The 18,985-nt window shown below is 62.6% G+C and carries 18 protein-coding genes, 1 tRNA gene and 1 pseudogene; 13 read left to right on the plus strand and 7 right to left on the minus strand.

The features are described 5' to 3' along the window. The first annotated feature begins 134 nt into the window (after window positions 1-134). From F3I62_RS16735 to F3I62_RS20585, 3 genes are read left to right on the plus strand one after another with little or no spacing between them, the layout of a single operon-like run. Window positions 135-1,412, plus strand: a complete 1,278-nt coding sequence (locus tag F3I62_RS16735; RefSeq protein ID WP_160490771.1) for a hypothetical protein — start codon at window positions 135-137, stop codon at window positions 1,410-1,412. Then, the gene (locus F3I62_RS16740; protein ID WP_160490772.1) at window positions 1,412-2,404 is read left to right on the plus strand and encodes a tyrosine-type recombinase/integrase; all 993 of its coding nucleotides are present in this window, start codon (window positions 1,412-1,414) and stop codon (window positions 2,402-2,404) included. Before F3I62_RS16735 ends, F3I62_RS16740 begins: the two co-directional genes overlap by 1 nt. A gap of 1 nt (window position 2,405) precedes the next feature. After that, on the plus strand, window positions 2,406-2,747 hold the full coding sequence (locus tag F3I62_RS20585; RefSeq protein ID WP_178122523.1) for a hypothetical protein: 342 nt from the start codon (window positions 2,406-2,408) through the stop codon (window positions 2,745-2,747). A 19-nt stretch (window positions 2,748-2,766) separates the two neighbouring features. On the opposite strand, the gene F3I62_RS16745 is transcribed toward F3I62_RS20585, so the two are convergent. The 3 genes from F3I62_RS16745 to F3I62_RS16755 form a co-directional block, all read right to left on the minus strand. After that, on the minus strand, window positions 2,767-3,801 hold the full coding sequence (locus F3I62_RS16745; protein WP_160490773.1) for an acyltransferase: 1,035 nt from the start codon (window positions 3,799-3,801) through the stop codon (window positions 2,767-2,769). Window positions 3,802-4,128: 327 nt separating this feature from the next. Further along, a tRNA-Ser gene (locus tag F3I62_RS16750) sits at window positions 4,129-4,218 on the minus strand. A gap of 128 nt (window positions 4,219-4,346) precedes the next feature. Further along, window positions 4,347-4,529, minus strand: coding sequence for a hypothetical protein (locus F3I62_RS16755; RefSeq protein WP_160490774.1), 183 nt, complete (start codon window positions 4,527-4,529; stop codon window positions 4,347-4,349). A 196-nt stretch (window positions 4,530-4,725) separates the two neighbouring features. Here F3I62_RS16755 and F3I62_RS16760 point away from each other — a divergent pair, with 196 nt between their 5' ends. The 5 genes and pseudogenes from F3I62_RS16760 to F3I62_RS16775 all read left to right on the plus strand — a co-directional run bounded on the left by F3I62_RS16760 (window position 4,726) and on the right by F3I62_RS16775 (window position 9,612). Beyond that, the gene (locus tag F3I62_RS16760) at window positions 4,726-5,415 is read left to right on the plus strand and encodes a crotonase/enoyl-CoA hydratase family protein (protein WP_160490775.1); all 690 of its coding nucleotides are present in this window, start codon (window positions 4,726-4,728) and stop codon (window positions 5,413-5,415) included. Between the two features lie 310 nt (window positions 5,416-5,725). Further along, a pseudogene (locus tag F3I62_RS20590) lies at window positions 5,726-6,751 on the plus strand (cache and HAMP domain-containing protein); the annotation flags it as partial. A gap of 30 nt (window positions 6,752-6,781) precedes the next feature. Continuing rightward, the gene (locus F3I62_RS20595) at window positions 6,782-7,609 is read left to right on the plus strand and encodes a methyl-accepting chemotaxis protein (protein WP_372240148.1); all 828 of its coding nucleotides are present in this window, start codon (window positions 6,782-6,784) and stop codon (window positions 7,607-7,609) included. Window positions 7,610-7,791: 182 nt separating this feature from the next. Next, complete coding sequence (locus F3I62_RS16770; protein WP_160490777.1) at window positions 7,792-8,514, plus strand: 1-acylglycerol-3-phosphate O-acyltransferase; 723 nt, start codon at window positions 7,792-7,794, stop codon at window positions 8,512-8,514. Between the two features lie 126 nt (window positions 8,515-8,640). Beyond that, window positions 8,641-9,612 carry a magnesium and cobalt transport protein CorA gene (locus tag F3I62_RS16775; protein ID WP_160490778.1) on the plus strand — a complete coding sequence of 324 codons (972 nt, stop codon included), beginning with the start codon at window positions 8,641-8,643 and terminating at the stop codon, window positions 9,610-9,612. A 198-nt stretch (window positions 9,613-9,810) separates the two neighbouring features. Here the strand turns inward: F3I62_RS16775 and F3I62_RS16780 are convergent, their stop codons facing one another. Then, complete coding sequence (locus tag F3I62_RS16780) at window positions 9,811-10,542, minus strand: amidotransferase (RefSeq protein ID WP_160490779.1); 732 nt, start codon at window positions 10,540-10,542, stop codon at window positions 9,811-9,813. A gap of 354 nt (window positions 10,543-10,896) precedes the next feature. Between F3I62_RS16780 and ptrC the strand changes: the two genes are divergently transcribed. Then, window positions 10,897-11,106: a type III secretion system co-regulatory protein PtrC gene (gene ptrC, locus F3I62_RS16785; RefSeq protein ID WP_160490780.1), complete on the plus strand. Its 210-nt coding sequence runs from the start codon at window positions 10,897-10,899 to the stop codon at window positions 11,104-11,106. A gap of 24 nt (window positions 11,107-11,130) precedes the next feature. On the opposite strand, the gene F3I62_RS16790 is transcribed toward ptrC, so the two are convergent. The 3 genes from F3I62_RS16790 to F3I62_RS16800 form a co-directional block, all read right to left on the minus strand. Further along, window positions 11,131-11,625 carry a hypothetical protein gene (locus tag F3I62_RS16790; RefSeq protein WP_160490781.1) on the minus strand — a complete coding sequence of 165 codons (495 nt, stop codon included), beginning with the start codon at window positions 11,623-11,625 and terminating at the stop codon, window positions 11,131-11,133. A 211-nt stretch (window positions 11,626-11,836) separates the two neighbouring features. After that, entirely contained in the window at window positions 11,837-13,981 is a 2,145-nt protein-coding gene (locus F3I62_RS16795) for a 3-hydroxyacyl-CoA dehydrogenase NAD-binding domain-containing protein (RefSeq protein WP_160490782.1), read from the minus strand. Between the two features lie 104 nt (window positions 13,982-14,085). Next, a complete protein-coding gene (locus tag F3I62_RS16800) occupies window positions 14,086-15,291 on the minus strand; it encodes an acetyl-CoA C-acetyltransferase (RefSeq protein WP_160490783.1) in 1,206 nt (401 codons plus the stop codon). A gap of 609 nt (window positions 15,292-15,900) precedes the next feature. Between F3I62_RS16800 and F3I62_RS16805 the strand changes: the two genes are divergently transcribed. The 4 genes from F3I62_RS16805 to F3I62_RS16820 all read left to right on the plus strand — a co-directional run bounded on the left by F3I62_RS16805 (window position 15,901) and on the right by F3I62_RS16820 (window position 18,867). Then, a complete protein-coding gene (locus F3I62_RS16805) occupies window positions 15,901-16,299 on the plus strand; it encodes a rhodanese-like domain-containing protein (protein WP_372240146.1) in 399 nt (132 codons plus the stop codon). After that, complete coding sequence (locus tag F3I62_RS16810) at window positions 16,284-17,102, plus strand: cytochrome c (RefSeq protein ID WP_160490785.1); 819 nt, start codon at window positions 16,284-16,286, stop codon at window positions 17,100-17,102. Before F3I62_RS16805 ends, F3I62_RS16810 begins: the two co-directional genes overlap by 16 nt. 330 nt (window positions 17,103-17,432) lie before the next feature. Next, complete coding sequence (locus F3I62_RS16815) at window positions 17,433-17,966, plus strand: hypothetical protein (protein WP_178122525.1); 534 nt, start codon at window positions 17,433-17,435, stop codon at window positions 17,964-17,966. 673 nt (window positions 17,967-18,639) lie between these two features. Beyond that, complete coding sequence (locus F3I62_RS16820) at window positions 18,640-18,867, plus strand: hypothetical protein (protein WP_160490786.1); 228 nt, start codon at window positions 18,640-18,642, stop codon at window positions 18,865-18,867. Window positions 18,868-18,985: the final 118 nt, after the last annotated feature.

Here is an 18,985-nt window from a genome sequence, read left to right on the forward strand (position 1 = left end):
CGCGTCGCGCGCCCCGTCGGAGCGGCTCGGTTCAGAGCGACGCAGGGGCGCGCGACGCGTCCCTGACGTCCCTGTAACACGTCAGATAAACCCAATTACACAGTTTCAATTCGTAGCTATTTGGAGCATGAGAAATGAGCGTTAAAGACCAACTGCGAGTCGATCAGAACTTCCAAGAATCGCCAACCGGCCGTCTGTTCTTCGACAGTCACACGGTAACCATGACCGACCTGTCGAAAGTCCGCCTGCTGCGCTGCGGCGTAGACACGGTACGTCAGCTTTACCGGGGCATGATCCGCCCGGAAATCATGGCGCTGTTCGAGACCCCGGGTGTCATGGTCGACTTCGCTGGTCAGCGCTGGCACTCCGGCCGAGTTGGGCGTGACTCGGGTTACCAGTACAAGCTGCAGAACGCCGACCTGGGTTTCGTCCTGCTGGTGAAGAACTTCAACGCCAAGATGGACGCCATCGGCCCGCACCTGAAAATCGAAGTCTCGCCCCATGCAATCGACGCCCTGTCGCCTGAGCGTCTGCAAGAGCGCATGGATTACTACGCGGGCGAACTGCTGACTCATGTGGAACTCAACCAGTGCGCCGTGCATCTGGCGCTAGACCTCCAGGGCTGGAAGCCTCCGGTTGATCTGGTAGCGCGCATGCACTGCCGCGCCAGGACTCACCGGGACATTTCCGGCATCAATGAAATCAACTGGGCGACCAAAAGCAGCGTCTATGGTCGCGGGGAAACCTCCATGTTCGGCTCTGCCGGTGGCGTCCAGCTCGCCATCTACAACAAGACCGAACAGGCCCGCGCCACCGACAAGCTCGACTACTGGGAAAGCGTCTGGAAGCGCCGTGACAGCTTCGACGACCAAGACCCGGACAATTACAACCCGGAGCAAGACGTGTGGCGCGTTGAGCTGCGTTATCACCACTCCGTCATCCAGCAATTCGCCAGCGGCTCGATTGACGTGCACACCGGCAAGGCCATCGAAACCCGCTCCTTTGCTGAGTTTTCTGGCCACTTGGACGCCCTGTGGCGCTATGGCCTGGGGCAATTCAAGCTGCAGGCTCGCCCGGGCCGCTATGAGGCCATCTGGACGCTGATCAGGGATGACGTGCAGGTCGATATCGCTGCCGATTCGCTGCTCGATGACACCGCCTACAAGCGCTACTACAAGACCTCTCGCGGCTTCTCCGGCAAGAACGTCGAGCTGTTCCTGGGCAACTTCGTCAGCTTGCTGGCAAGGGAAAAGGTGGGTGCAAAAAAGGCGTTTGACCGGCTGCAAACCTGGGAATGCTGGCCGGTGATCCGCGACCACTATGCCGCCAAGGATATGAGCGAGTACGACCTGTACAAGCACATCAAGGATCTGCTGGAGGAACGGCATGTGCGGTGGGGACGGGCTGTCTGATGGCCATCGAACAACTGCCAGACGGCCGCTGGAAGGTCGATGTTGAACCGATCAAGGGCAAGCGCTTCCGCAAGATATTCAAGACCAAGGCCGAAGCCCAGCGCTTCGAAGCAACTTGTCGAACCAAGGTTGTCGATACTCCGTCATGGTCACCCAAGCCTAAAGATCGGCGCCGGCTCTCTGAGCTGTGTACTCGCTACTACGATCTGCATGGCCATACGCTGGCTGATTCCGCTCGCCTCAAACAGGTACTGGCTAAGCTGGCCAAAGACCTTGGCGACCCTGTAGCGGTGACGTTTACCGGCAATGCCTACTGCGAGACTCGCCGCCTCCAGCTGGAAGCCGGCGTGCATGGCAAAACCCTGAATAACCGCCTCGGCTACCTCAAGGCTGTTTTCAACGAGCTGTTCCGCCTGGGTGATACCGACTACCCCAACCCGCTAGCCAAGGTCAGACCACTGCGTCTACAGGAAAGACCCCTCTCCTTCCTGTCGCTTCCGCAAATCAATGAGGTGCTGGAAGCTCTGGATGCTCGTGAAACCACACCGGGCATCGGCTTAGTCGCTAGGGTATGTCTTTCGACCGGGGCACGCTGGGGAGAGGCTCAAGCTCTGACGCCTGAGCGGGTACGTAATGGGGCGGTGACCTTCGCCAATACCAAGTCGAGAAAGACTCGTAGCATTCCGATAGATAAAGCGCTGGCAGCTCAGCTAGTAGCCCACTTCAAGCGTCATGGGCTATTCAGCAATTGCATGCTGACCTTCAGTCGGGTGCTGGCTACAACGTCGATCAAGCTGCCGGCTGGTCAGGCTACCCACGTGCTACGGCACACCTTCGCCAGTCACTTTGTGATGCGAGGCGGCAACATCCTTACCCTGCAAAAGATCCTGGGGCACTCCAGCCTGACGATGACCATGCGATATGCACACTTATCTCCGGATCACCTGCAAGACGCCTTGCGGCTCAACCCGCTAACCGATGAAGGGAATTAACATGACGCAGGCTCACTACCAGTCGAAAGGAAGCTGGCCGGCGGATGCTGTGAAGCTGACCGATGCCAAGGTCGATATCTTTTGGAAGAAGAACCCACCTGAGGGTAAGCAGCTTGGCAGTGCAGGCGGCCGTCCTGCGTGGATCGAGGTGAAACTGGTACCGCTGACAACTGAGCAGGTACGCGGCATGCGCTTATTGGCATACCGCGCAGTGTCAGATCCGCTCAAGATGGAGGCCGAGCATGATGCGCTTATCACCGGTGCAGAGCCGGATTACACCGTCTGGTTGGCGAAGGTCGCTGAGATCAAAGCGCGCTTGCCTCTGCTGGAGCAGGAGGGCTGACCGCCCTCAGATGCTTTGGTTATCCGCGTTTGCCAACAACAAGCGAGCCATAAGGCAGACGGCCAACTAGGGTGGTAACCGCTATGGAAACCATCAAAGTGGCTATGAGTACTGAGAGGATCAGTGCGTTGCTCGATGTGACGGCGTACTCCTCAAAAGAACTCTTTAGCCAACGCAAGAAAAACATGTGGCACAGGTAGACGCCGAAAGAGTTGATTGCCACTACCTTAATCGTTGTCAGCGTTGCCTGGCGCTGCAAGCGCTGCCCCCAAAAAATGCAAAGCGCAACCACGCTTAGCGTGTAGGGTACATTTTCTGGCGTAAGGACCTGTGCGTATCCCCAAAATGTTGCCTTTTTGGCGAGCTGGGTCATGTAGTAAAAATCGCCGATCTTGTAGACGCTGATTGCAGCCATTACGCCGATGATGGCTGAGGCGTATTTCTCGACCAAGCTCTTGAACGCTTCGTAGCGTGTACCAATCACGCAGCCGACGTAGAAGTAGAAAATCCAATGAACGAAAAGCGTCGTCGATAGCTTGGCGAACAATTCAGGTGCCAGAAATCTGGCCGACTTTATAGCGACTATCTGGACAATCAATGCGACGAGAAGGTGGTGAGCCTCGAATCTGCGGGCTGCAAGGCGGAATAGGGGGAACAGCAGGTAGAGCTGGATAATGATTACAACAAAGTAAAGGTGAAAGAAAGCGCGCCCGGTGACGAAATCAATCATGGCAATTTGCGGGCTCAGGGTGTCCCAGCGGTAGGCGAAATATGCGGCGCTCCAAGCGCAATAGGGCAAAAAAATGTAGAGGAATCGCGCCCGGAGAAACTCAGTGTATCTAAATGGCCGCCTTGCACCGGTCATGCTCAGCAGAAGGCCTGAAAGTAAAATGAAGGTCGGGACAGCGAAGCTGGTCACCTGGTAGTAGATGTAGTATCCGCCCCAGGAGAAGTCCTTGCTGAACCATGGGTAGAACGACGCCACATGGATCATCACCACCGCGATGATGGCGACGGCTCTGACCAGATCCAGCTCCTTGATACGATCCTGCATCACACTCTCCGAAAGAACTCATATGGACCACTGACAGCCCTGACTATTGAAGGCTGGCGAGTATATCCGAGCATCTGCTACCGAAAGATCAAATACGGGTGCTAGATTCGGTGGTGCGAGTGCCAAATGTCGCGCTAACCCCGCCCTCAAGGCTTCCCTCGCGCAGTGCCAAGTATCCCGCGAATATGCGCCAAACCCGCCGCGCGCTTACACTCTGGTCGCACTACGACTGAACCCGATTTTCGACACTTCATCGACACTAGCGAAACCCGAAAAGCAAAAAGCCCCGAAAACTTGTTAGTTCTCAGGGCTTTATGTGTAGCTATCTGGCGGTGAAGGTGGGATTCGAACCCACGATACGGTTTCCCGTATACACACTTTCCAGGCGTGCTCCTTCAACCGCTCGGACACTTCACCGGGTCTCGGCAAACCGTCTGGTCTGTCGAGGCGCGCTAATGTAGCCGAAGAGGCGGCCTAAGGCAAAAGTTTTTTTCAGCGGATTCATGCGCTTATGCCGGGCGCTGGGTTTGATCGCGGTTTTGCGGCTAGGCTGGGGCGAAACGCTCGTGGCCGAACAGGAGCAATCCCAGGGAGATCAGCAGGCTGCCGACGAACAGCTGCACGACCCCGGCCGGGTTGTGGCTGGCGCTGCTGGCGGCCAGCAGCATCAGCCCCGGCAAGCACAGCACCAGGCTGGCAGGTAGCAATAGATGGGCGATTCGCGGCATGACGGGCACTCCTCAGGTTGCCGGCTAACCTAAGTCACCCACTGGTATAGCAGCCAATTGGCAACCTCGATGGTACCCATAGCCTGCTGCCGACGGCTGGCGATGACCGCATGGTCAGCCAAAGCGCTTTACCCGCGCCGCCTCGCTGGGTAACGTCAGCGCCACTTCAGCCCACTCCAGGACTAGGAACCCCGCCATGAGCGACCTGATCAGCTACCAACTCGAAGACGGCATTGCCACCCTGACCCTGAACAACGGCAAGGTCAACGCCATCTCCCCGGACGTGATTGCCGCTTTCAATGCCGCCCTGGACCAGGCCGTGCAGGATCGCGCCGTGGTGATCGTCACCGGCCAGCCGGGCATCCTCTCCGGCGGCTACGACCTCAAGGTGATGACCTCCGGCCCGCAGAACGCCGTGGCCCTGGTCACCGCCGGCTCGACCCTGGCGCGGCGCATGCTCAGCCACCCCTTCCCGATCATCGTCGCCTGCCCGGGCCACGCCATCGCCAAGGGCGCCTTCATCCTGCTCTCGGCCGACTACCGCATCGGCGTCGACGGCCCGTTCAACATCGGCCTGAACGAAGTACAGATCGGCATGACCATGCACCACGCCGGCATCGAACTGGCCCGTGACCGCCTGCGCAAGTCGGCCTTCCACCGCTCGGTGATCAATGGCGAGATCTTCAACCCGCAGGACGCAGTGGATGCCGGCTTCCTCGACAAGGTGGTGCCGGCCGAGGAGCTGATGGCCACTGCCGTCGCCGTCGCCCAGCAGTTGAAGAAGATCAACATGACCGCGCACAAGAACACCAAGCTGAAAGTGCGCAAGGCCTTCCTCGAGACGCTGGACCAGGCCATCGTGCTGGATCAGCAGCACCTCGGCTAAGCGCCCAGCGGCCGAACCAAGCCCGACCTCGTGTCGGGCTTTTTTTGGGCCATGCCCCTGCAGAGCGCAGCCGCAAGCCCGACACCGGGTGCACCACGCGAAGCCACCAACCCGCCCCTGCCCGCGGCGAAAAACCGGGCAATTCAGCGCAGCCACAGCCCCGGCGATACAGGCATGGGACAGAAGCTTTTTCTTTGGCGTCGCCATAATGGCGCAACGCCACGACCTGCATTATCGTGTAGCGCACAGCCACTCAGGGACGCGAGGCCACAACGACAATAAATTGCCTGATAGCCGCAGGAGCTATGTCATGAAAATCGCCCACAAGGTCGGCCTCGCAGCCGCCGGCGTGCTGTTCCTCACCACCAGCCTACTGTCCCTCGCCCAAGTCAACCAAGTCCGCAGCACCCTGCGCAGCCAGGTGGAAGCGAGCATTTCCGAGTCGAGCAACGCCCTGGCGCGGCAGATCGAGAACTGGCTCAACGCCAAGCTGAAGCTGATCGACCTGATGGCCGACACCCTCGACAGCAACTACAGCCCCGAAGAAGTCCAGCGCCTGGTCGACGCGCCGATGCTGAAGAACGAGTTCATCCTGGTCTTCGGCAGCCTCGAGGCCGACGGCAAGCCGATCAAGAACAGTGACGACTGGCAGCCTGCCGCCGACTGGGACGGGCGCCAGCGGCCCTGGTACGCCACCGGCAAGACGGCCAGCACGGCCCTGCTGACCGAGCCCTACGTCGACTCCACCAGCGGCGAGATCCTCATCTCCGCGGTCGGCCAGATCCGCAACGCCGGCCAGTTCCTCGGCGCCTTCGGCGGCGACATCCGCCTGAAGACCATCGCCGACGCGGTCAACAACCTGGACTTCAACGGTGCCGGCTACGCCTTCCTGCTGAGCCGCAACGGCAACATCATTTCCCACCCCGACAGCCAGCTGAACAGCAAGCCCTACAGCGCCCTGTTCGACGGCAAGAGCCCGGCCCTGAACAAGGACCTGCAGGAAATCAGCGGCGGCGACAAGGATCTGCTGGTGTCCTTCACCCCCCTGCCCAACCTCAAGGGCATGGACTGGTACATCGGCGTGGTGCTGGACAAGAGCATCGTCATGGCCGAAGCCGACGCCCTGAGCTGGCGCGCGGTGATCGGCACCGTGCTGGGGGTGATCATCAGCCTGATCGTGCTCGGCATGCTGATGAACAGCCTGCTCAAACCGCTCGACCATCTCAGCGCCTCGCTCAAGGAGGTCAACAGCGGCGAAGGCGACCTCACCCGCCGCCTGCCGGCCACCGGCAACGATGAAATCTCCCTGGTCTCGCGCGAGTTCAACCGCTTCCTGCAGAGCCTGCAGACGCTGATCAGCGAGGTGATGGGCAGCTCCCACCAGGTCCGCGACAGCACCGCGCTGACCTCCAGCGAGGCCGACCAGGCCGCCGGGCGCCTGCAGGAACAGCTGCAGGAACTCGACCAGCTGGCCACCGCCATGCAGGAAATGGCCTCCACCGCCGAAGAGGTGGCGCGCAACGCCCAGGCCGCGGCCCAGGCTGCCATCGCTGCCAACGAGGAGACCGAGAACGGCGTGCGCGTGGTGTCCAAGTCCACCGAGGCGATCAAGCGCCTGGCCGACGAAATGGAAGACACCGGCCAGGCGATCAACGAGCTGGCCAAGCTCAGCCAGAACATCGAGTCGATCCTCTCGGTGATCACCAGCATCGCCGACCAGACCAACCTGCTCGCCCTCAACGCCGCCATCGAGGCGGCGCGGGCCGGCGAGTCCGGCCGCGGCTTCGCCGTGGTCGCCGACGAAGTACGCTCGCTGGCCTCGCGCACCCAGCAGTCGACCCAGGAAATCCGCCAGATGATCGACCAGCTGCAGACCGGCGTGCGCCAGGCCGAGGCGCGCATGCAGCAGAGCCGCGACACCGCCAGCAAGACCGCCGAGGACGCCGGCGCGGCCAACGACATGCTCGGGCGCATCCGCGAGGCGATCACCCGGATCAACGACATGAACCTGCAGATCGCCACCGCCGCCGAGGAGCAGAGCGCCACCACCGAGGAGATCAACCGCAACACCACCAACATCCGCGACATCAGCCACGAAGTGGCCGGCGGCGCCGAGCAACAGGTGCGCCAGTGCGCGGTGATGGTCGAACAGGTCGGCCAGCAGGACCGCCTGCTCGGCCGCTTCAAGGTCTGAGCACGATGTGATCGGCCTGCCCGCCCAGCGCCACGGGGCGGGCAGCGCCGCCCGGCCAGCCGCCGAATTCACCGCAAAATACCCCCGCAATCTTCGGTAATAACCGCTGATCAAGGTCAATTGCCGAATGCAGTGCACGCCCGTACACTGCCCGCCTTTTTGTCTGCCTACAGGCCTACCCGATGCTTTTTCTCCCCCGCATGCTGCTGATGGGCCTGCACTTTATCGTCGCCGGCATCCTCGGCCTGCTGCTCGGCCTGTGCCGGCCCTTCAATCCGGACAACAGCCGCCTGTGCGCGCGCCTGTACTCGCTGCCGGCCCTGCGCATCCTGCGCCTGCAGGTGCAGACCGAGGTGGCCAGCCTGTTCGACAAGAAGCCGTCCAGCGTGATCATCGCCAACCACCAGTCCAACTACGACCTCTACGTGCTCGGCCGTGTGGTACCGTCGCGCACCGTGAGCATCGGCAAGAAGAGCCTGAAGTGGGTGCCGTTCTTCGGCCAGCTCTACTGGCTGGCCGGCAACGTGCTGATCGACCGCGGCAACGCGCGCAAGGCCAAGGAGGCCATGCTCACCACCACCGACACCCTGCAACACCGCGACACCTCGATCTGGGTGTTCCCGGAGGGCACGCGCAACCTGGGCGATGGCCTGCTGCCGTTCAAGAAAGGCGCCTTCCAGATGGCCATCGCCGCCGGCGTGCCGATCATCCCGGTGTGCGTCAGCACCTATGCCAAGCGTCTCAAGCTCAATCGCTGGAACAGCGGACGCATCATGATCCGCTCGCTGCCGGCCATCCCCACCCTGGGCCTGACCCTGGACGACCTGCCGCAACTGATGGAACGCTGCCAGCAGCTGATGCAGGAATGCATCGAACAGCTCGACCAGCAGCTGGCCACGGCCTGAGAACCGACGCGGGCCCGGCCAGATTGCGCCGGGCTCCGCCAGCCGCCCCCAGCGGCCACCGCGCCCCCGCTGCACGCACTCCGGTCATCGGTTAAGCTGCGCCATCGCATCGCAGAGGAACACCCCATGGGCCAGATCGTTGCCGCCGCGGCCTACCACAAAGGCCGGAAAGTCACCGACTTCAATCTCGATGAAGGCAAGCAGTGGGCCACCCGGCCCGAGCATTTCGTCTGGATCGGCCTGCGCGACCCTGGCAGCGAGGAGCTGCACTGCCTGCAGGAGCAGTTCAATATCCACGAGCTGGCCATGGAAGACGCCATCGCCCAGCACACCCGGCCCAAGCTGGAAACCTTCGGCGACGCGCTGTTCATGGTGCTCTACTCGCCGATCCGCACGGAAGGCCGCCTAGAGTTCGTCGAGACCCAGCTGTTCGCCGGCAAGGGCTATGTGATCAGCGCCCGCTACGGCGACTCGGCGCCCTACTCCACCGTGCGCCAGCGCTGCGAGGCGCGGCCGCTGCTGCTGGAGCACGGCGAGGATTTCGTGCTCTACGCCCTGCTCAGCTTCGTCATGGAGAACTACCGGCCGCTGATGGACAGCATCCACGGCGAGCTGGAGGACATCGAGGAAACCGTGCTCGGCCGCCCGCTGCAGCAGGCCGACGTGGAGCGCATCCACGGCCTGCGCCGCGACCTGCTGCGCCTGCGCCGACAGATCTCGCCGATGGTGGAGATCTGCAAGGAGCTGCAACAGCTGGACTTCCCGTTCATCGACAAGCACATGCGCCCGTACTTCCGCGACATCGCGATCCACGTCAGCCGCCTGATGGAAGACCTCACCGGCCTGCGCGAGATGGCCGACCACGCCATCGAGATCGGCCTGCTGCTGGAGTCTTCGCGGCAGAGCCTGACCCAGCGCAAGTTCGCGGCCTGGGCGGCGATCCTGGCGTTTCCCACCGCGGTGGCGGGAATCTACGGGATGAACTTCCAGCACATGCCGGAACTGACCTGGCACTACGGCTACTTCGGCGTGCTCGGCATCATCGGCGTCGGCTGCGTCGGCCTGTTCGTCAACTTCAAGCGCATGGACTGGCTGTAACGATCCAACCGTGACGGGGCTGGATCGCCGTCACGGTGGATAAGCAAAGCGTTATCCACCCTAGCAAGCCTGAGCATTCGCGTAGGGAGGGAAACTGCGCAACAGTTTCCAGCGCTGGGCCGAACAGGTAGTGGAGTCACAAGACCGGAAACAGACTGTAGGAAGCATGGGAGCCAGGCGACTCCCGTGCCGCAAGACTCAGGCGTCCTGCAGGTCGCGCTTGCCGTGGGCGACGAAGCGCATCATCCACTCGGCCACGGTCTGCCCCTGGTGCTCGTGCTCCAGGCTGGCCACCGCCTGCTGGTAGGCCGGCTCGCCGATGCACTGCTGGCGGATGTCCAGCAGGGCCCGCGAATAGTCGTGGATGAACTCCGGGTGGCCCTGGAAGCACAGCACCTGATCGTCGATGCAGTAGGCGGCAATCGGGCAGAATGGGCTGGAGGCCAGCAGCGTGGCGTTTTCCGGCAGGGCGGTGACCTGGTCCTGGTGGCTGATCAGCAGGGTCAGCTGCTCCAGCGCCGGGCTCATCCACGCCGGCTGCTGCTTGACCTCGTAGCGATGGATGCCCACGCCCCAGCCCTGCTCGGCCCGCTGGGTATGGCCGCCGAACAGCAGGGCCAGCAGCTGGTGGCCGAAGCACACGCCGAGCAGCTTGTCGCCACGCTGGTAGCGCTCCTGCAGGTAGCGCTTGAGCGTCTGGATCCACGCATCGCTGCCGAAGGAATCCGCCTTGCTGCCGGTGATCAGGTAGGCGTCGTACTGCTCGTCATCGCTCGGGTAATCACCCTGCATGACGTTGTACACGCTGAACTGCGCGGGAATCGGCTGGCGTTCGAACAGGCGCTCGAACATGCGGCCATAACCCTGATATTGCTCGATCAATTCGGGGCGAAGGACATCGGTTTCCAGAATGCAGATGCGCAGTGACATGTAGGCGGATTACCTCACTCGATTGAGGGTGGGAGACATGCCCTAAGCCTGCATTGAAGCACCCGCGAAGGCAATATCCATGAGGCCGCAAAGGCCCTGCAGGCGATATTCGGCAGCCATCAGCGCGCGTGATAGTCACCATGCCTGCCATTCACTTCTGTCGCCGGGGCGGCCGGTCAATCATGCAGGCCTCGGGTTCAAGCCCATTCGCCAGCCAGGAGTCACCCCATGAGCAGTTTTGCAGCCATCGCCAGCCTGATCGCAGCCTCCGCCTTCCACAGCCCGGCAGCCGCCGCCACCCACCAGGCCCAAGCGGCCGCCAAGCGCCAGTAACCCCTTAGCGAGGATGTGACGATGACCATCAGCCAAGCCTTCGCCAGCAAGAGCACCTATGGCGTGACCTACGCCAGCCTGGACGAATCCGGCCTGCGCTTCGAATCGGAAGCCGTCGTGCACCTGGAAGACGGCAGCCTGCTGACCCTGCGCATGCCGACCCGCCAGGACGAGAAACTGGATATCCACGAAGTGGTGTGCCTGCAGTACGGCTGGTGCCAAGCGGCCTGACGCGTCTGACCGGCCGCCAAGGGCTCAGCGCAGCCCGAGGCGCTTGAGGACCTCACGCACACCGTCCAGCTCCGCCGCCGTCGCGCTGGCGAGGTCGCCGCAGATGCTGTAGTCCAGGCGCGGCGCCAGTTGCAGGGGCTGCAGGTCACGCGAGCGCAGCGGCACGTAGACCGACTCCACCACGCCGACCTTGAGGCTACGGCTCTCGATCTTCTCCTGATAGCCGATGCGCATGCCGCCCACCCGCACATCGATCTGGTCGCAGCCCTGGTAGCGCGGCTGGTCGCCGCCGCGCATCAGCACCAGGGTCAGCTGCACCTCGCGGCTCTGCGGGTCGCTCATGCCGAAGAAGTTCAGGGTGACGCGCTGCGCCACCACCTCCTGCACAAAGCTCACCACCCGGGCGCCGCTCTGTGGGTCGGTCTGCTCGGTGATCTTGCCCTCGGCCTGGGCTGCCGCCGCGGCCAGAGCCGCCAGCACGGCCGCCACCTTGCGCATGTGCCGGCAACGCCGCTTCATGGCCTGTTCCATACCCGCTCCCGCCGCTCGCAAGCCGGCTCAATGCACCTGCCGCACAGCCTACAGGGAAAGCCCGGCGTGGCGCAGCCCCCGGCCCATGGCGCCAAGCCGCGGCGACACAAGCAGCCAGCCCCGCGCGGCGACCTGACGCAAAAAAAACCGGCCCACCAGGGGCCGGTTTCATCGGGTCCAGCTCACGCCTCGTCCAGGCTCAGAAGCGCTCGCCCCTGGCCGCCTTCTCCAGCAGCAGGGCCGGCGGCTCGAAGCGCTCGCCATACTGCTCGGCCAGGTAACGGGCACGGGCGACGAAGTCCTGCACGCCGTACTGGTTGATGAACTGCAGCGCACCGCCGCTCCAGGCGGCGAAGCCGATGCCGAAGATCGAGCCGATGTTGGCATCGGCCACCGACAGCAGCACGCCCTCCTCCAGGCAGCGCACCGTCTCGATGGCCTGGATGAACAGGATGCGGTCGCGCACGTCGAGCGGGGCGATCTGCGCATCCGCCTTCTCGAAGCGCGCCTTGAGCTCGGGCCACAGGTGCTTCTTGGCGCCTTGCGGGTAGTCGTAGAAGCCGCCGCCGGCCGCCTTGCCCGGACGCTTGTACTCGTTGAGCATCAGGTCGATCACGGCGAAGGCCGGATGCGCGGGGATCGACTTGCCCTCGGCCGCCAGGTCGGCCACGGTCTGCTGGCGGATATGCTGCATCAGGCTCATCGACACTTCGTCGCTGATCGCCAGCGGGCCGACCGGCATGCCGGCCTTGCGCGCCTCGGTCTCGATCATCGCCGCCGACACGCCTTCGCCGAGCATGGCCAGGCCTTCGTTGGTGAAGGTGCCGAACACCCGCGAGGTGAAGAAGCCACGGCTGTCGTTGACCACGATCGGCGTCTTCTTGATCTGCAGCACGTAGTCGAAGCCACGCGCCAGGGTTTCGTCCGAGGTGTTGGCGCCCTTGATGATTTCCACCAGCGGCATCTTGTCCACCGGGCTGAAGAAATGCAGGCCGATGAACCTGTCCTGCCGCTGCACCGCGGTGGCCAGGCCGGTGATCGGCAGGGTCGAGGTGTTGGAGGCGATCACCGCATCGGGCAGCGCGGCCGCCTCGGCGGCCGCGGTGACCTTGGCCTTCAGGTTGCGGTCCTCGAACACCGCCTCGATGATCAGGTCGCAGCCGGCGAAATCCGCCTCGCTGGCGCTCGGCTTGATCCGCGCCAGGAAGGCATCGCGCTTCTCGGCCGTCATCTGGCCGCGGCCAACCTTCTTGTCGAGCAGCTTGGCCGAGTAGGCCTTGCCCTTCTCCGCCGCCTCGATGGACACATCCTTGAGCACCACCTCGATGCCGGCCGCGGCCGAGACATAGGCGATGCCGGCGCCCATCATGCCGGCGCCAAGCACGCCGACCTTCTTCGTCACGTAGGGCGCCGGGCCCTGCGGGCGCGAGCTGCCGGCGTTGATCTGGTTGAGCTGGAACCAGAAGGTGCCGATCATGTTCTTCGCCACCTGGCCGGTGGTCAGCTCGGTGAAGTAGCGCGCCTCGATCAGCTGGGCGGTGTCGAAATCGACCTGGGCGCCCTCCACCGCGGCGCACATGATCTTCTCCGGCGCCGGGAAGCAGCCCTTGGTCTTGTCGCGCAGCACGCTCGGGGCGATGGCCAGCATCTGCGCCACGTTCGGGCTGCTCGGCGTGCCACCGGGGATCTTGTAGCCCTGCACGTCCCACGGCTGCCTGGCGGCCGGGTTGGCGACGATCCAGGCGCGGGCCTTGGCCAGCATCTCCTCGGGCGTGGCGGCGATGTCGTGGATCAGGCCGGCCTTGAGCGCCGCGTCCGGGCGCACCTTCTTGCCTTCGGCCAGGTACGGCAGGGCCTTCTCCAGGCCGAGCAGGCGCACCATGCGCACCACTCCGCCACCGCCCGGCAGCAGGCCGAGGGTCACTTCCGGCAGACCCAGCTGCACGCTGGAACTGTCCAGGGCGATGCGGTGCTGGCAGGCCAGGCAGATTTCCCAGCCGCCGCCCAGCGCGGCGCCGTTGATCGCGGCCACCACCGGCTTGCCCAGGGTCTCCAGGCGGCGCAGCTGGCCCTTGAGACCCAGGACCATCTGGTAGAAGGCCGGGGCGTCGGCCTTGGTCACCTGGATCAGCTCGCCCAGGTCGCCGCCGGCGAAGAAGGTCTTCTTCGCCGAGGTGATGATGACCCCGGCGATGGCGTCCTTCTCGGCTTCCAGGCGCGCGACGGTCTGGCCCATGGCCTCGCGGTACGCGGCGTTCATGGTGTTGGCGCTCTGGCCTGGCATGTCGATGGTCAGGACGACGATATTGTCCTGGCCTTTTTCGTAACGGATGGCGTCAGTCATGTCTTCTGGTCCTTTTCGGGAGCCTGTAGGGTGGAAAACCCGCAACGCGGTTTTCCACCGCGCCGCCACGGTGGATGGCTGCGGCCATCCACCCTACAAAGCCCTTAGATTCGTTCGATGATGGTGGCGATGCCCATGCCGCCGCCCACACAGAGGGTGGCCAGGCCGTAGCGCAGCTGGCGCTTCTCCAGCTCGTCGAGCAGGCTGCCGAGGATCGCGCAACCGGTGGCGCCCAGCGGATGGCCCATGGCGATGGAGCCGCCGTTGACGTTGACCTTGTCCTCGGACACGCCCATGTCCTTCATGAACTTCATCACCACCGAGGCAAAGGCCTCGTTGACCTCGAACAGGTCGATGTCCTCGATGGAGAGGCCGGCCTTGGCCAGCGCCTTGCGCGTGGCCGGCGCCGGGCCGGTGAGCATGATGGTCGGGTCGGTGCTGGTCACCGCCGTGGCGACGATGCGCGCGCGCGGCTTGAGGCCCAGCTCGCGCCCCTTGGCTTCACTGCCGATCAGCATCAGCGCCGCGCCATCGACGATGCCCGAGCTGTTGCCCGGGGTATGCACGTGGTTGATCTGCTCCACATGGCTGTAGACCTGCAGCGCGGTGGAGTCGAAGCCCATCTGGCCCATCATCTCGAAGCTCGGCTTGAGCTTGCCCAGGCCCTCGAGCGTGCTGTCGCCACGGATGAACTCGTCGTGGTCGAGCAGGACGATGCCGTTCTGGTCGGTGACCGGAATCAGGGATTTGTTGAACGAACCGTCCTTGCTGGCACGCGCGGCCTTCTGCTGCGAACGCAGGGCGAAGCTGTCGACGTCGCTGCGGCTGAAGCCCTCCAGGGTGGCGATCAGGTCGGCGCCGATGCCCTGCGGGGTGAAGTGGGTGTGCATGTTGGTTTCCGGGTCCATCACCCAGGCGCCGCCGTCGGAGCCCATGGGCACCCGCGACATGGATTCCACGCCGCCGACCACCACCAGGTCCTCGAACCCGGAGCGCACCTTCATCGCGCCCAGGTTGACCGCCTCCAGGCCCGAGGCGCAGAAGCGGTTGAGCTGCACGCCGGCCACGCTGACGTCCCAGTCGGCGACCATCGCCGCGGTCTTGGCGATATCGGCGCCCTGGTCGCCCACCGGGGTCACGCAGCCGAGCACGATATCGTCGACCTGGCGGGTATCCAGGCCATTGCGCTGCTGCAATGCGCGCAGCAGGCCGGCCACAAGGCTGACCGGCTTGACGCTGTACAGCGCGCCGTCCTTCTTGCCCTTGCCGCGCGGGGTGCGCACGGCGTCGAAAATCAGTGCTTCGGTCATGACGTCCTCGGTAACAGGCAGCGGCGAATGCCGGGTGGCATAACCTTAGCCGCCCGCCCGCCGGACTCAATGACCGATGCGCTCAGGCCCATTGACCGTTCGGCTCAGACGGGCGGTCAGTTGCGCACGGGTACCCGCTGCAGGGCACGCAAGGGCTCTGGCTCAAGGCCTGGCCCCGGCTTGCCGAGCACCGGCAATAACCACAGGATTTTGCCCCGCAGGCCCTAGAAACCAAGTGGTCTAAGCATGGTGTGACGTAGCCCCTAGAGTTAGGCATGCAAGGGGCCGCCGCCGGGTTTTGCCGGGGCGGTGTTTATCTGCGCCACGGTGCGCGGCAGGAGCCCGACAGATCGTTCAGTGCGGACGGCAGCCAATGCACCAACAAAAATAAAGGCAGTGGCAACATGTTCAAACAAGCCAAGTACCGGCAGGCGACCCTGATCGTCCTGGCCACCACCGTTATCCTGATCCTGCCCAACGTGACTCGCCTGGTCAGCTGATCATTCTTCCGCTGCCGTGGCCCGACGCCGTAGCTGCTCGGGCCACGCAACCCCCTCTCCGATGGCCCCGACGCTGTGCTAGCGTGGCGTATCCAGCCCTGTCGGAGTAATGCCCATGCGCCCTTTCCTGCTTAACCTGGCCCTCGGCTGCCTGCTCTTGCCGCTGGCCGCCGTGGCCGGCGAAATTGACCAGGCCCAGGCCCTCAAGGCCCTCGCCCAGCCTGGTGCGGTGCTGATCGACGTCCGCAGCGCCGACGAGTTCGCCACTGGCGCCCTGCCCGGCGCCCGGCTGATCCCCCATGACCAGATCGGCGCGCGCATCGGCGCCGCGGTGCCGGACAAGAACACCCCCATCGTCCTCTATTGCCGCAGCGGCCGGCGCTCCTCCCTGGCCCAGGACGAACTGCAGGCCCTGGGCTACCGCCACGTGATCAATGCCGGCGGCTACGACCAGTTCAAGCTGGCCAGCGGCCAGAACGCCGAGGAGCCCGCATGCAGCGACTGCTGAGAACCGTCCTGCGCCTGGCCCTGCTGGGCGCCCTCTACAGCACCGGCGTGGCAGCCGCCGAGCTGCAACTGGAGCTGCCCGCCGGCACCCGCACCTGGAACAGCGCCGCCCTGCTTGCCCACCCCCAGGCCGAAGACATCCGCATTCCCGCCGATGTGGCGTACCAGCGCGCCATGCACTACCGCGCCGTGCCGCTGGCCGCCCTGCTCGAAGGAGTGGACGCGGGCGATCACCTGCAAGCCGTGGCCCTCGACGGCTTTGCCGCCGAACTGGCGGCCGCCCCGCTGCTGGCCCGACAAGGCGCACGCGCCTGGCTGGCGGTGGAAGACCCCGCCAGGCCCTGGCCGGCCCTGGCCAAGGGCAAGCCCAGCGCCGGGCCGTTCTACCTGGTCTGGCAACACCCCGAAGCGGCGCAGATCGGCCCCGAGCAATGGCCGTTCCAGGTTGCCCGCATCCGCCTGCTGGAGCCGCTCGCCCAGCGCTTCCCCGCCCTGCTACCGGCGGCGGATGCCGGTGCCGACGTGCAAGCCGGCTTTGCCCAGTTCCAGAAGAACTGCCTGGCCTGCCACCGCCTCAACGGCGCCGGCGACTCGCAGTTCGGCCCCGACCTGAACATTCCGCACAACCCCACGGAATACTTCAGCGCGGGTTTCTTGCAGCAATACATCCGCAACCCGCAAAGCCTCAGGCGCTGGCCCCAGGGGCGCATGCCAGGGTTTACCCAGGAAGTGCTCGGCGATCACCAACTGCAGCAACTGATCGGCTACCTGCGGCATATGGCCGGGCGAAAAGCCAAGCTGTAGAGCCAGCCCGATATCCGAAGCACGGGACCCTGCCCAGGCTTTACCAACAACGCAGCAGGCGTTAGCGTGCCGGACACAACGAAAGGAATCGGCCAAAGCCAGGAGGCCAGCATGGCAACCCCGCCCTACCCGCCGGAGCATCGGCGCCAGCCCCACTCAGTCCCTTCGTTTGCCCCGCGCAGCCCGATGTCGCGTTTGCTTGATCAGCCTGTCGCGTTAACTCTGCGCCGGGTGAGAACAATCAAACACTTAATCGGCTTGCAGGAACATTATCGGACATCCGTCAGGATGTTATGCGACAGTAATGTCGTCTAATTATAGTTAGGCCTTATGAAATACGATCCGAACTCCGCAGAAGCTCAGAAACGCCTGATGACCCTTATTGAAGAAATGAACGGGCAATCAGATCGGGGCGTCGCCATTGTTGGTGCTGCCTGGATTGAAGAGTCGATGTCTGCTGCCATCGAATCTTTTTTGCACTCCGAGCCAAAAGCATGGAAACGACTCTTCGAAGGAAATGGCCCTTTGGCCAATTTTTCAGCAAAAATTGATCTATCTCGTCTGCTAGGGCTAGTTAGTGATGCCATAAAATCTGACTTGCATATTATCCGCGATATCAGAAATGAGTTTGCCCACCGAATCGCACATAAAACAGACCATACACAACTGAGCTTTAGCACCCCGCACATCAAGGATAAGTGCTTGGCAATTAAATGCGTAGCCCATGAAGAGCTAACGGAACCTCGCAGCGCCTTTATCAGATCCTGCGCAATATTGTATTCTGACTTTGAGATGGTTCAGTTTTTTGGAGTTAAAGTATCAGATGGCGGCCAAGTCTTCGCTAATATCGAGCGCTACAAATAGCCTTCCGCCTAACACCTTGAGCCTAACAACTGGCTCAAATCGTTCGCTTCGCTCACTGGGACGGGCTAAAGCCCGCCCCTTAGCCAAACGTTAGCCACCAAAATGAATCTGACACTACGCACGGACGCAGTCACCACAACAGCAGCAATTGCTGTTGTGGCTGCTATTACTCTAACGAAAGGTGATGTCCTTTTCATCGGACACTGGTACTACGCGTCAGTTTTCCTATTAATTTTCATCCCAAGCGCTCTCATTAAGACAAAGCCCCTATTTATCTCCGGCGCAGTTCTTGCTGCTGGGCTAACCTTCGGAATCTATATCCGAGCAAACTGGGCACCATCAGCAACAAACGACCTACTTGGTCTAGGTCATATATTTTCATTGCCCGGAGCATTTATTAGTCTACTTATCACCGGAATCTTTAGTCGACTTTCAAAGCAAAACAAACCAGTTCTCGCCTTTACTACTGGCTTCCTAGGATTTGGTATAGGATTCTTAGCTAATCAAACAGTGTTATGCAGCACTGTCTTGGCCTGCGGTGTACTCCTTGGCACCTAATGGCTAACAACTGGTTCAAGTCGTTCGCTTCGCTCACTGCGGGACCGGCTAAAGCCGGCCCCTTAACCAAACGTTATGTCCATTTAGCTAGATCAGAGTACGGAAACACTGACAGATGAATTACTCCAGTGGCGAAACAGTAGAGATCGGTGATTCCGTAACGCTGGAGTACGGGAAAACTCCCGGCGTTGTATACGCAGTCATTGAGAGCCCGCAGCAGATCAACGAATGGACCCTTGATGAACCTGGAATCATGATTGAGGCAGAGCCATTTGGGCTGGTCTTCTGGCCAAAGTCCGAAACCTACGATCCAGTAGTCTTCGTCGCACGGAAATGCACATAACTAGTGGTTCAAGCCGTTCGCTTCGCTCACTCGGGACCGGCTGAAGCCGGCCCCTTAACCAAACGTTAGGCGCCACAAGAGAGTCACAGCACAATCGGGAGTCACTAAGTGAGCACAG

The sequence above is a fragment of the Pseudomonas sp. R-28-1W-6 genome, assembly GCF_009799925.1.
In the GTDB taxonomy this organism is placed as follows: domain Bacteria; phylum Pseudomonadota; class Gammaproteobacteria; order Pseudomonadales; family Pseudomonadaceae; genus Aquipseudomonas.